General features: G+C 62.5%; 6 protein-coding genes. All 6 read right to left on the bottom strand.

What is annotated here, in order from left to right; genetic code table 11:
• Positions 1-100: 100 nt before the first annotated feature.
• A complete protein-coding gene (locus tag AC13FW_RS02085; RefSeq protein WP_482988027.1) occupies positions 101-2749 on the bottom strand; it encodes a TonB-dependent receptor in 2649 nt (882 codons plus the stop codon).
• A gap of 601 nt (positions 2750-3350) precedes the next feature.
• Positions 3351-6143 carry a TonB-dependent receptor gene (locus AC13FW_RS02080; protein ID WP_482988026.1) on the bottom strand — a complete coding sequence of 931 codons (2793 nt, stop codon included), beginning with the start codon at positions 6141-6143 and terminating at the stop codon, positions 3351-3353.
• Positions 6144-6193: 50 nt separating this feature from the next.
• Positions 6194-7282 carry a glucokinase gene (glk, locus tag AC13FW_RS02075; RefSeq protein WP_482988025.1) on the bottom strand — a complete coding sequence of 363 codons (1089 nt, stop codon included), beginning with the start codon at positions 7280-7282 and terminating at the stop codon, positions 6194-6196.
• A gap of 489 nt (positions 7283-7771) precedes the next feature.
• Positions 7772-10081: a beta-N-acetylhexosaminidase gene (locus tag AC13FW_RS02070; RefSeq protein ID WP_482988024.1), complete on the bottom strand. Its 2310-nt coding sequence runs from the start codon at positions 10079-10081 to the stop codon at positions 7772-7774.
• Between the two features lie 296 nt (positions 10082-10377).
• On the bottom strand, positions 10378-13071 hold the full coding sequence (locus tag AC13FW_RS02065) for a TonB-dependent receptor (protein WP_482988023.1): 2694 nt from the start codon (positions 13069-13071) through the stop codon (positions 10378-10380).
• 92 nt (positions 13072-13163) lie between these two features.
• A complete protein-coding gene (locus tag AC13FW_RS02060; RefSeq protein ID WP_481534330.1) occupies positions 13164-14183 on the bottom strand; it encodes a glucokinase family protein in 1020 nt (339 codons plus the stop codon).
• Between the last annotated feature and the right edge of the window lie 64 nt (positions 14184-14247).

The raw sequence follows: 14247 nt of genomic DNA, 5'->3' as shown, positions 1-14247 counted from the left end.
TCGGGGTGGCCCGGTCAGGGTCGTGGAGAGGTGAATGCGGAGGAAGGGGCGGGCCCGGCGAACCGGGCCCGCGGTACGGCATCAGCAGCGGTTGCCTGACTTAGAAATCAAAACGCAGTGACGCCATGTAGCGACGGCCGGTGGTGTACAGGCCATTGGTGAGCGCCTTGCTGCCAAAGTAGCTGTGGTACTTCTCGTTGAGCAGGTTCATGGCGTTGATCTGGATGGCCAGGTTGTCGTTGATGCGATAACCGACGGAGGCATCCAGCGATGCGTAGTCATCGGTCCACACCTGGGTGTTGGCCGCAGCCATGCGGGTGAAGTACTTGTCGCGCCAGCCGTAGGTGACCCGTGCGCTCCAGTTGCCCTGTTCGAAGTAGGGGCTGATGTTGAACTGGTGCTCGGAGTTGAACGGCAACGGACGGCCATCATCGGCCTCGCCATCGGAGAAGGTGTAGTTGGCGACGATGCCGAAGCCCGCGCCGAAGCCCTGCTGCCATGCCAGCGAATAACCGCGGACCTTGGCGTTGCCGGCGTTCTGCGGACGGGTCACGTCGTACAGATCATCCCGGTTCTGGTTGATGTTGTAGTGGGTTTCCTTCTGCGACTGGTTGAGGATGTAGTCCTTGACGTCGCGGTAGAACAGCGAAGCGGCCAGGATCGCGTTCTCCGACAGGTACCATTCGGCGGAGAAGTCGAAGTTGGTGGACTGGTACGGATCCAGGTCAGGGTTGCCGCCGGCACCGGACAGGTTCAGGTCGGTCAGCCAGATGTAGCTGGACATGTCCGCATAGTTCGGGCGGGCGATGACCTTGGCCGAGGAGAAGCGCAGCACCACATCATCGTTGAGGTCGTAGATCAGGTTGAGGTTGGGCAGTACGTTGTTGTACTTCTTGCCCGCGACGACGGTTTCCCATTGCGGGCAGGGGTTCACGTTGTTGGCGCAGGTGTAGCCTTCGTTGGTGGTTTCGGTGCGCACGTAGCGGACACCGATGTTGCCGCGCAGGCGATCAAAACTGAAATCAGCCTGGGCATAGACAGCCTTGCTGTCCTCCTCGATCGACCAGGTGTTGCGCGCGAATTCGCCGGAGTTGAAAGGCGACAACGCAGGCATCGAAGCACCCGGCGCCAACCACTTGCCGCTCATGATCCACTCGTACAGCTTGGCCGGGTCCACGGTGAAACGATCCGAGAGTGCGCCGCCATTACCAAGACCAGACAGGTAATCGCCCGGCATCGGCCGCGGGCCGAACTCGCCGGCGCTGTTTGTAGCGGCGGTATTGAGGCCGAAGCCGCGCTGCACCTGGCCGACGAAGTGATCGCGCTGCTTGTAGCCGAAGCGCAGCAGGTAGACCGGCGAGTCGAGCTTCAGGCCGAAGTCGATCTGCCCATACTTTTCCTTGTCCACGGTCGGCTTCTCGACCACGTTGCCTGCCCACCCCTCGAAGCGGAACAGCGACGGGTCGGTGAACGGGTTGCCGTTCGGGAAGCTGACTTCGAATGGATTGGTATCGGAGTTCTTGACCTTCCATTCGTAGTCGGTGTGGGCGAGGAATTCGCTGTAGAACTGACGCGGGCCGGCATCGGCACGGGTGCTGCCGATCTGCGTGCTGAGCGACCAGCGTTCGTCGTTCCAGGCGGCCTTCAGGTCGTAGGTGCGCGATTCGGTTTCGGCCCAACGGCTCTGCAGGTCGAAGATCGACAGCGCGTTCTTCATCTTGCCACCGGTGACGATGCCATCCTTGATGGTGATGTCGGTCAGCCTGCCGCCGCTGTGGAAGTTGTTGCCCTGGTTGATGAACATCGGGTGGGTCTGATGGTCATAGCTGGCATCGATGGCGAAGGCATTGAACTCGATGTCGAGCTTGTCGACCGGCTTGGCCTGCAGGCTCAGGGTATAGGTGTCGCGCTTGCGCTCCTGCTCAAAGAACCCGGCACCGGCCGAGTTGACGCCGATGGCGTTCGGATTGGCGCGGATCGCGTCGGCGCAGGCGCCAGCGCAGGTGCCGTTGGCGATCGACGCATTGAATGCACTGGCGGTGATGACGTTGAATGCCTCGTAGCCTTCGCGGCGGATGTTTTCTTCGTCGCGTTGTGCCGAGAACACCACGCCGAAGTTCTCGGCCTGGTTCTTCCAGCCCAGCAGCAGCGCTGCATTCGGGTCGTTGGTGCTGGCCACTTCATTGCGGGTCACGCCGACCTGGCCGGAGATGGTCAGCGACTTTTCCATGTCCAGGGGCTTGCGCGTGCTGATCATCACGGTGCCGCCGATCGAGCCTTCGTCCAGACGGGCTTCGGGCGACTTGAACACCTCGATCTTGCCAACCAGCTGCGGTGCCAGCAGCGAGTAATTGAAAGTGCGGGTGGGGAAGTCGGACATGTTCCAATCGCCCGAGGCGATGGTCTGGCCGTTGAGCAGGGTGCGGTTGAGCGAGGGATCGGTGCCGAGGATGCTGACGCGCTCGCCCTGGCCGAAGGCGCGGTCGATGGCGACGCCGGGGATGATGGTCATCGCTTCGGCGACGTTGGTGGCCGGGAACTTGCCCACGTCCTCGGCGGTGATGACGTCGACGATGGCATCGGCATTGCGCTTGGTCTCCAGCGATTGCTGCAGGCTGGCGCGGATGCCGGTGACGACGACACGGTCAAGCTCGGTTGCTTCTTTCTGTGCGTCCTGGGCGGCGGCGGAGAAGCTGATTGCCAGACAACTGATGATGGCGGCGGTGAGCGGCGACTTGCGGTGGTTCAAAGGTCTCTCTCCCTTTGCTGATGGATGGCCGACGAATGCGAGCCGGTCAGTGATTGCCGCAGCCCGGGCGGGCATGCGGTTAGATGGTCGCGGTCAGCGAGCTGGCCGGCCGCGTGGAATCTGGCGTCAGTCAGAGGCGGTCGTGGGGATGAGGTCGCGCGCGGCCGCCCTGCGATGCAGGCTGCCGACGTGGAAAAAGTGAAGGTGTTGCTGGCGATGCTTGTCCACGTCATGCCTCGATGCGTTGGGTGGAGCGCGGGACTACCGGTGTTCAGCCAGGAGTGGAGTTTGCGGTGAATTTTTTCTTTTTGCAAAAATAATTTTCATGAAAAAGACCCGGCTTAAGAAGGCGATTTCATGCGTTTAGTGCTTTTAATAAAGCGATTTTGCTATGAAAGGAAATTTCCATTCATATCTACTGAAATGGATTCAACGGTATTTATTTGATGCCTGAAAATTATGTTCAGCGTCAATTCATTGGTAATTGCGGTTCCGCTTCATTGCAGCGATTGCCTGCACGGGCACAAAAAAAGCGGGCCTGGAAAACCCAGGCCCGCTGGAGGAGAAAGAACAGCGGAAACGGTATTGCGTTGGTGCTGGCTTAGAAGGCGAAGCGCAGCGAAGCGTTGTAGCGACGGCCACTCAGGTAGGCGCCGCGCAGCAGCTGCTCGGTGCCGGAGTAGGAGTGGTACTCCTCATCGAGCAGGTTCATGCCTTCCAGGGCAACGGTGAGGTTGTCGGTGATCTTGTAGGAAATGGAGGCATCGACCGAGGTGTAGTCCATGGTCCACAGGTCACGACCGCCACTGACGTTGGTGAAGTACTTGTCGCGCCAGTTGTAGGTGATGCGGGCTGCCAACTTGTCGTTCTCGAAGAACGGCGCAATGTTGAACTGGTTCTTCGAGTTGTACGGCAGCGGACGGCCATTGGTGGCCTCGCCATCGGAGTACGTGTAGTTGGCGACGATGCCGAAACCCATGCCGAAGTTCTGCTGCCACGCCAGGGATGCACCCTTGATCTTGGCGTCGCCGGCATTCTGAGGGCGATCAACCCGATAGATGGTTTCCTTGCCCTGGTTGATGTTCCAGTGGGTTTCCTCGCGAGTTGCCATCAGGATGTAGTCGGAAACGTCGCGGTAGAACAGCGAACCGGCCAGGATCGCGTTCTGCGAGAAGTACCACTCGGCCGAGAAGTCCAGGTTGGTGGACAGGTAGGGCTTCAGGTCCGGATTGCCGCCGCCGCCGGTCTGCTGCTGATCGGACAGCCACAGGTAGCTGGACACGTCAGCGTAGCCCGGACGGGCCATGGTCTTGGCTGCGGAGAAGCGCAGCACCAGCTCGTCGGTAGCGTCGTAGACCAGATTCAGGTTCGGGAGCGCGTTGTTGTACTTGCTCGGCTTGACCCGCCACTCGTACTTGTCCGCCGTGCAATCCTTCGGGTTGTTGACGGTGCAGATCCAGGCGCCGCTGCCCACTTCGGTCTGTACGTAGCGCACGCCGATGTTGCCTCGCAGGCGGTCAAAGCTGAAGTCGGCCTGCACGTAGGCGGCCTTGATGTCTTCTTCGATGGTCCAGGTGTTGCGTGCGAACTCCGCATTGCCCAGCGTGGTCGGGACCGGTGCGGTCTGCCACGGTGCCAGCCACTTGTTGCTGGCGATGTAGTCGGCCAGTGCCCAGCCGTCGATGGTGAAGCGATCGGCGAGGTCACCATAGCCGCCGAAGCCGCTCAGATAGTTGCCCGGCAGTGGGCGCGGGTTGAACATCGAGGCGGTGGCATCGCCATAGCCCTGGATCGATGCCAGCGTCACGCCGCGCTGGATCTGGCCGGTTTCATGCGAGCGCTGCTTGTAGCCGGCGCGGATCAGGTAGACCGGCGAATCCAGCTTCAGGCCGAAGTCCAGCTGGCCGTAGGTTTCCTTGTCCAGGGTTGGCTTTTCCACCAGGTTGCCGCCCCAGCCCGATGCCCAGTTGCCTTCGGCTGGCGGGTTGGTGTGCCACGGATTGGCATAGCCGCCATCCATGCGGAAAGCTTCCGGGTCGGTGAACGGGTTTGCGCCGTGGAAGATGACGCTGCCCGGCTTGTTCGGGCCATTTTCGATCGACCAGGTGTAGTCGGCGTTGGCCAGGAAGCTGCCATAGACCTGCTTCGGGCCACCTTCGGCCTTGGTGCGACCGATGTGGGTGGAGGCGAACCAGCGTTCATCGTTCCAGTCGACCTTGACGTCGTAGGTTTCCGACTCGACCTTGGCCCGGCGGTTCTGCAGATCGAACGCCACGCGGCCATTCTTGTGCGTACCGCTGGTAATCAAGCCGTCCTTGATGGTGACATCGGTCATCGTCATCAGGCCGCCATAGGTATTGCCAGGCCAGACGAACATGGACTGGGCCATGTGGTCGAAGTTTGCGTCGACCTTCAATGCGTTGAACTCGATGTTCAGCTGCTCGACCGGCTTGAACTGCAGCGATGCCGAATAGGTGTTGCGCTTGCGCTTCTGTTCAAAGAAATGTGCGCTCATCGAGCCGGGGCCCACGGCATTCGGGTTGGCGTTCAGGGCGTCCGCGCAGGCGCCCTGGCAGGTGCCCGGCTTCTGCGGCTGCTGCCCATTCGGCAGTGCTGGCACCGACCAGTCATCGCCGGTGTTGTTGACCGAGCCGGCTGCGCCATCGACGCCATCGCGGTAGTTCTTGGCGGTGACGGTGCCGTAGGACTCGATGCCGTCACGGCGGATGCTTTCGTTGCTGGCCTGTGCCGAGAGAATGAAGCCGAAGTTCTCGGCCTGATTCTTCCAGCCGAAGGCGGCGGAGGCACTCGGATCGGTCTTGTCGACGCGGTCGTTGCGGCCGTAGCTGACGCGACCGCTGACGCTGACCTTCTCCGGCATGTCCAGTGGCTTGCGCGTGGAGATATTGACGGTGCCGCCGATCGAGCCTTCGTCCAGGCGTGCTTCCGGCGACTTGAACACTTCGACCTTGCCGACCAGTTCCGGCGCCAGCAGCGAGTAGTTGAAGGTTCGGGTCGGGAAGTCGGACATGTTCCAGTCGCCGGAAGCGATGGACTGGCCGTTGAGCAGGGTGCGGTTCAAGGCCGGATCGGTACCCAGGATGGACACTTTCTCGCCCTGGCCGTATGCACGGTCGATGGTGACGCCCGGGATGATGGTCATCGCTTCGGCGACGTTGGTGGCCGGGAATTTGCCGACGTCCTCGGCGGTGATCACGTCGACGATGGCGTCGGCATTGCGCTTGGTTTCCAGCGACTGCTGCAGGCTGGCGCGGATGCCGGTGACGACGACGCGGTCAAGCTCGGTGGCTTCCTGGCCTGCATCCTGCGCGTGCGCGGAAAAGCTCAGGCAGGTGACGATGGCGGCGGATAGTACGGACTTGCGGTATCTCATGATGTCTCTCCTCATCATTGATGGATGCCGGCGAACCGGCCGTATGTAGTTCAGTGGGAACCCGTGCACGAGCAGACAGCCTCATGCACCTGCGGTACTGCCGGACTCGACGCGACGGGTTCTGTTTCCCTGCGTCCCAGATACCAACTGGCGGCGCCGATGACGCCCAGTTGCCCGTGTTCTACCAACTTCACGGGGATGCGTTGCAGCGCCTCGCGCATCGGTCCCTTGTTGAGGAATCGCTCGGCGAAGCTGCTGTTGATGAGGAACTGGCTGATCTTGGGCAGGATGCCGCCAGCCAGGTAGATGCCACCCTGGGCGCCGTACAGCAGCGCCATGTCGCCAATGGTCGAGCCGAGAATCGCGCAGAACAGCTGCAGCGTTTGTTCGGCATGCGGATCGCTGCCGTCGCAGGCGGCGGCGCTGATTGCATCGGGCGTGGTGTGCACGGGCATGGTGTCGCGCACGGCGCACAGCGCGTTGTACAGATTGAGCAGGCCCGGGCCAGACAGGGCGTGTTCGATGGCGACATGGCTGCGCCCGTGCAGCATGTGCTGCAGCACGGCGACTTCCAGCGGGCTGCTGGCACTCAGCGAGGCTTGCCCGGCTTCCGTGGCCAGCACCATTGAGCGATTGCCATTGGGAATCCACAGCGCCGCGCCCAATCCGGTGCCGGGGCCAACGATCAGTACGGGACCCTCGGCAGCGGTGGCCGGTCCGCTCAGCTGCAGGGCATCGCTGGCGTCGATATGTGCGGCGGCATGCGCCACGGCTTCGAAGTCGTTGACCAGGTGAACCGCGGCGAAGCCGAGGTCATCGCGGATGCGGTTGCAGGACAACGGCCACGGCAGGTTGGCGGAGATCACCGTGCCATCGGGCAGGGCGTAGCCGGCGCTGGCGATGGCGCATTCGCGCACGTTGGCGTGGTCGACCGGGAACTCGGCAAGGATGCTGCTCAGGTCAGGGTAGTCGGCGCAGCGGTACTGGCGGTAGGCCAGCAGCTGCATGGGCGCGCCGGTGCTGCTGCCCGGTTGTACCAGTCCGACGCGGACGTGGGTGCCGCCCACATCGGCGGCCAGCAACGGCGCGACAGATGTCGGAGTGGTCAGCTTGGCTGTTGGATTCCGGCTGGCAACCACGCACGTCCCCTGGAAGTTGGCGCGACACCTGTTGGCGTTGCGGCATGCGGAGTGTCAGCGCTTCGTGACAACGATGTCAAGGCGCACTGCAAAAAATTTTCACTCTCGGCGCTAAGCTGGCGATGCCTATATATCAATGATTTAAGGGGCTATTTTTGTTTCATGTGAAATCCCTGAGGGATTTTGTGTTGAGTTCCCCGGGGTTGCTGAAGTCGCGTGAAATTTTTTGGCACGACAAAAGCCCTTGTGGGAGCGGCGTAAGCCGCGAAGCCGGTGGAAATGAAATCGAGGACTTTCAGGCACCCCGGCAGGCAGTGGGCCTCGGGGAGGCGACGTGCAGGGCTGCTGCCAACGGCTGGACCAGTGGCTTCGCGGCTTACGCCGCTCCCACAAATCGCAACACTCCGGGAATCTCCGCAGGCCGGGTGAGAGATAGCAGAAGGCCACCGCAAGCGGTGGCCTTCTGTCGACATCAAACCGCTGTGTGGATTACTTGCCCGGTTCGAGCTTGATCCAGTCCAGTGTCCACATGTTCGGGCGGGTGTCGCCGGTGAAGCGCACGCACAGGTCGCCGCGTGCTGCGGGGGCGGTGATGCTGGCGTCCAGCTCGAGGAAACCGTCGGCGTTCGGTTCGGCCGGCAGTGGTATCGAGGCCAGTGGCTTGCCTTCGCAGTTGGCCAGGATCTCCATTTCGCCATGGGCAGTGCGTGCCGGCGCGAACTTGCGCGACGGTTCGTCATGGGCCAGCTGGAAGTTGTACGGAATGCGGCCTGCACGCACCTTGATGCGGCTGATATCCGACAGGTCAACATCGCTCCACAACCAGCACGGGTTGAAGATGTTGACGTTGAACACTTCGCGCTCGCCTTCTGCCGGGCCGTCATCTTCCAGGCGCAGCAGCAGCTTGCCGCCATTCGGGCACAGGCCCAGCTGGGTGTCTTCGCGGACCAGCAACGAAGCAGCGTCAAGCTTGAAGGTGTTGGCGCTGGCCAGTGGCTTGCCATCAAAGAACGCGGCGGTCTGTACCTGCAGCGGCACTTTCAACTGCAGTGGTTGCGCATACAGCGGCGAGCTTGCGGTGACCGGGCTGCCATCCAGCGTGTAATGCACCGGGTAGCCCAGCGGATTGTTCAGGCTCACCTGCACCGCGCCAGTGCGGTGCTCACCCTTGTCGATCATGTCGACCTGGAACGGCGTCTTCGCATAGGCGATGTTCATCGCCTGGTAGCGCTGCAGCTGCTGCGGCAGGCGCTGCAGGAAGTTGCCGAAGTTGCGCTTCTCCTGCGGGCTCCAGCCGGTCTCGGCGACCGCGGCCAGGCGCGGGAACAGGTTGTGTTCCAGGTTCTGGTTGTTGCGGGTGTGCTCGTTGAACATGTTGGCCTGCAGGCCAAGGATGTGCGAGCGCTTGTCCGCTGCCAGTTCGGCGGGTACCGGCTCGAACTCGTAGGCCTTCTGCAGGGTGATGGTGGCCGGGCGGCCCGGCGGCTCGTTCGGCGACTCGGTCTGCAGGTAGTCCATGTACATGTGGGTGACAGGCGACATCACCACGTCATGGCCTTCGCTGGCGGCCTTGAGTCCGCCTTCGGTGCCACGCCAGGACATCACCGTGGCTTCCGGCGGCAGGCCGCCTTCGAGGATTTCATCCCAGCCGATCAGGCGGCGGTCGTGCTGCTCCAGGAACTTCTCCAGGCGCTTGATGATATGGCTCTGCATTTCCATTTCATCCTTGGCGCCGAGTTCGCGCATGCGCTCCTGCACGCGTTTGGAGGCGATCCACTGGTCCTTGACCGCTTCGTCGCCGCCGACGTGCACGTACTTGGACGGGAACATCTGGATCACTTCTTCCAGCACGTTCTCCAGGAACTGGAAGGTGGCTTCCTCGGTGTTGAACAGGTTCGGGAACACGCCCCACTGATTGTCGATGACCAGTTTCTGTTCGGTGGTACCCAGCTCCGGGTAGGCGACGATGGCGGCGGTGGCATGGCCGGGCACGTCGATTTCCGGGATCACCTGGATGTGGCGCTCGGCGGCGTAGGCGATGATTTCGCGGATCTGCTCCTGTGTGTAGTAGCCGCAGTACTGGCGCGCTTCGCCGGTGGCGGTATTGATGCCGGCATCACCCAGCGGCACGCGGCAGCTGCCGACTTCGGTCAGCTTCGGATAGCGCTTGATCTCCATGCGCCAGCCCTGGTCATCGGTCAGGTGCCAATGGAAGGTATTGAGCTTGTGCTGCGCCATCGCATCGAGCAGCTTCTTGATCTCGTCCATGCTCTGGAAGTGACGTGCAGAGTCGAGCATGAAGCCACGCCACGGGAAGCGCGGGGTGTCGTTGATGGTGGCGGCGGCGACATGGCCTGGCGTGTTGCCGGTCAGCAGCTGCGCGGCCGTGACCGCGCCATAGAACAGACCGACATCATCACCGGCGCTGACATCGATGCCGGTGTTGGAAACTTTCAGTGCATACCCTTCGGCGGTATTGGTTGCCGATGGATCGAGGCGGAAGCGGACCTGCGCCTTGCTGGCGTTGTCGGCCACGGTGAGGGTCGGGCCGCCGTTCTGCTTGAGCAGGGTCACGAACTGCGCGGCGGCGCGGCGCGCTGCCTCGTCGTTGCCGCCGACGCGGGCGGAGTTCTGCAGCACGAAGTCCTTGCCGCCGCCAGCCTGGTAGCTGGCGGGCAGGGGGACAAGCGAAGGGGCGGAGGTGGTGTCGGCGGCCTGTACCTGCAGGGCGGACATGCCCAGCAATACGCAGCTGCTGAGCCACGGCGCGCGGCTGCGCTTGTGGAAGGACTTCGTCATGGGCGGAGCTCCTGTCTGTGCTTGGGCGGCAGTGTTTAGTGCCGCATCGATCTTGTGTAGTGCCGAGCCATGCCCGGCAGGATGTTGCTGTTGCTGCTGTTGCTGCTGTTGCTGCTGTTGCTGCTGTTGCTGCTGTTGTTGTAGTGCCGAGCCATGCTCGGCAGCGCAAGCATTGCCGAACGTAACCGATGCCGAGCATGGCTCGGCGCTACATTGAAGAGCTAAAAAAAACCGGGCCCGGAATGATCCAGGCCCGGCGGGTCACGCTAACCGGCGATGTTGCATGCCGGGATCGATCAGTACTTGAAGCGGAAGTTCAGGTAGTACTGGCGACCGTTCTCGTAGAATGCGCTCGGAATGACCGAGCTCTGGTAGTACTTCAGGGTCGGGTTGTTGAGGTTCAGCGCATCGAAGCTGACGCTCAGCCAATCCGTTGCCTTGTAGCTCAGCGACAGCGACAGCGTGCCGAACTCATCCTGGTAGTACGGGCTTGCACCCTTCAGGCCGATCAGGAACTCGGAGCGGTAGGTGTAGCTGACGCGTGCACCGAAGGTGTCGTTCTCGAAGTAGCCGCCCACGTTGTAGGTGTTCTTCGAGGTACCCAGCAGGTTGTTGCTGCCGTCTTCCCAGGTGTGCGAGGTGCTGCCGTCGGCATAGGTGTAGTTGGCGTTGATGCCGAAGTTGTCGCCGATCGGCTGCTCATAGGCGATTTCCGCGCCGGTGACCTTGCCGTTGGAGTTGACCGGCACGGCGACTTCATAGGCTTCCAGCTGGTTGGTCAATTCGCTGAACAGCATCTGCGTCTCGGTGCCGAAGGCCACATAGTCCTTCAGGTTCATCGAGAACAGACCGACCGACAGCAGGCCGCGCGGCATGAAGTACCACTCCAGGTTGGCGTCGAAGTTGGTCGAGAGCACCGGATTCAACTTCGGGTTGCCGCCGCCACCGGTGCGGCTCAGGTCCGAACCCCACGAGGAAGCACCCAGGGCCGAGAAGTCCGGCAGGGTCTGGGTCTGCGACGCGGCGAAGCGGAACACGACGTCATCGGTCAGGTCGAACTTCAAGTTGGCGCTGGGCAGGATGCGGTCGTGCTTGTTGTTGTAAGACAGCGCCTTCCACATGCCGAACAGGCTGCGCACGTCAGCATTGGCGGCGTCGCTGACAGCCTGGTAGGTGTTGATGTCCTGGTCGATGTTGACGTAACGCAGGCCGACGTTGCCGCTCCAGCGATCACCGGAGAAGTTGGCCTGGACGTAGCCGGCGAAGTTCTTTTCGGCCACCTTCCATTCGGCGCCGTAGTTGTGGCGACCATCCGGGCCATCGTTGTTGGCCAGCCAGGTGGAGTTGTTGAGGATCGCGTCCTTCAGCGCACCTGGGGTGAAGTACCACAGGTTGCGCGGGAAGCTGCCACCGATGCCGCCGGCGAAGCCGCCCGGATAGTTGGCGGTGGCACCATTCTGCAGGCTCGTCCAGATATCGCCCGGGGTGGCACCTTCGGGTGACAGCGCTTCGCGCTTGTGGTCGGCGTAACGCAGGCCGAAGTCGATCGAGTTCAGCGTGCCGCTATCGAAGTACTGGTTGAAGTCGGCGGTGAACCACTTCTCCTTGTCTTCGGCGGTGACTTCCTGGTTGCCCCAGGTGCCACCCCAGTTTGCAGCGCCCGGCGACAGGTCGCCGCCGACGTTCCAGTCGATCGGGCTGCCTGCGCCATGCGTGGTCCAGTTTGCGCCACCGCCGGTGCCCATCGTGAGCTCGGCGATGAACTGGCGTGGGGTCGAACCGGTGCCCTTGGTGTTGCCGGCCTGGAACTTGGCATTCAGCGAGTCGTTGATCTGCCAGTCGGCATCAAGCGTCACATAGCTGCTCTTGGCCGTTGCTTCGCGGTAGATCATGTCGTACACGGCGTAGTCCCGACCGGCTTGGCCGGTGAAGTTGGCGTTGGTCAATACGCCATCCTTGACCACGTAGCCGGCGTCCGGTGCTTGGCCCGGGCGGGTGATGTTGCCGTTGCTGTCCTTGACGTCGCTCATGATCGATGAGCCCCACAACATGAAGTTGCGGTTGTAGTTGTTGGCATCCATCTTCGAGCTGAAGCCTTCCAGGCCCAGCGTCAGATTGTCACTGGGCTTGAACTGCAGGCCGATCAGGCCGCCCTTGCGCTCGCGGGTCTGCTCGAACAGGGTGGAACCGAGCAGGCTGGGGGCATACACGCCGGCCAGGTCCGGATTGCTCTGCGCAACGCTGCCATTGGGATCGATCTGGAAGAAGCCGGCCGGGATTTCCTGTGCTTCACGGCGCAGCTCACGCTTCTGGCTGAAGGCCTGCACCATCACGCCGAAGGTGCCGTCGTCGTTCTTGTAGTTGAACAGGCCCGACAGCTGCGGGTCGTTGGACTTTGCCGAGTCGGAACGCACTGCGCCGATCGAGGCTTCAGCGGTGATCTGGTTCGGGAATTCCAGCGGCTTGCGGGTGATGATGTTGACGGTACCGGTGGTGCCGCCATCCTGCAGCTTGGCTTGCGAGGACTTGTTCACTTCAACCGAGCTGACCAGTTCGGACGGCAGCAGGGTGTAGCTGACGCTGCGGCCCACGTTGCTGCCCTGGCTCAGCACGAACCAGTCGGCCGAGCCGACGCTGTGGCCGTTGATCAGGGTCTGGGTCAGGCTCGGGCTGGTGCCGCGCATGCTGACGCGGTCGGCTTCGTCGAAGCCGCCTTCGTCGGCAGAGGACGAGCTGATGTTGACGCCCGGCAGGCGCTGCAGGGTATCTGCAACGTTGTGCGCCGGCAGCTTGCCGACGTCTTCGGCGGTGACCACTTCAACGCGGGCGTTGGCTTCGCGCTTGGTATCCAGCGACTTTTCCATCGAGCCACGGATACCGGTGACGGTCACGGTGTCCAGGTCGGTGGCGGTTTTTGCGGCATCCTGCGCGTGCGCGCTGAAAGCAATACAGCTGATGATGGCTGCCGAAAGCAGGGTCTTGCGATGCATGTTGTCTCTCCTCAACATCAAGATTGATTGGCACTGCGTGCCGCGTTACTACGGGTCCTGCTGGTGGATCTGTTGCTTATGCTGCTGAAGGCTTACGTGGCCGACTTTTCCAGATACCAACTGGCAGCGCCGATGACGCCCAGTTGCCCGTGCTCTACCAGCTTCACGGGAATGCTTTGCAACGCCTTGCGCATCGGCCCCTTGTTGAGGAAGCGTTCGACGAAGGTGCTGTTCAAAAGGAATTGGCTGATCTTCGGCAGGATGCCGCCAGCCAGATAGATGCCGCCCTGCACGCCGTAGAGCAGGGCCATGTCACCGATGGTCGAGCCGAGGATTCCGCAGAACAACTGCAGGGTTTCCACGGCCAGCGGATCGCTGCCATCGCAGGCGGCGGCGCTGACGGCATCGGGGGTGGTGTGCACCGGCGTGACGCCGCGCACCGCGCACAGCGCGTTGTACAGGTTGAGCAGGCCGGGGCCGGACAGTGCCTGTTCGATCGACACATGCGGACGGTCCTGCAGCATCTGCTGCAGCACCGCCATTTCCAGTTCGGTGGTGGCTGCCAGCGAAGCCTGGCCGGCTTCGGTCGCCAGGACCACCGAGCGGTTGCCGACCGGGATCCACACGGCGGCGCCCAGGCCGGTGCCCGGGCCGATCACCAGGGTCGGGCCGCGCTCGGCTTCGGCCGGGCCGGTCAGCTGCAGGACCTGGCTGGCACTGATATGGCCGGCGGCATGCGCGACCGCTTCGAAATCATTGACCAGATGCACGCCGGCAAAGCCGAGGTCATCGCGGATGCGGGTGGACGACAGCGGCCACGGCAGGTTGGCCGAGATCACCGTGCCGTCCGGCAGCGCGTAGCCGGCGGTGGCGATCACGCAATGCTCGACCGGCGGGTTATGGCTGGCGAAGTCGGACAGGATCGCGCTGAGGCTGGGATAGTCCGCGCAGCGGTACTTGCGATAGGACAGTACGTCGATCGACGGGTCGTTTGCTGCCGCGGCCCGGATCAGGCCGACGCGGACGTGCGTGCCACCCACGTCGGCGGCGAAGAAGGGCCGGGAGGCGGGGTCGAGGCGGGTGGTCTGCAGTGGGGGGACGACAGCTGTCACTCGGTTTCCCTATGGCGAGGCGGAGCGCCCGGAGGGGCACCATTGGGGGGCGAGTCTGTAATCC

The organism is Stenotrophomonas sp. 21LCFQ19 (genome assembly GCF_056861425.1).
This window is presented reverse-complemented; position numbering and strand designations above follow the sequence as displayed.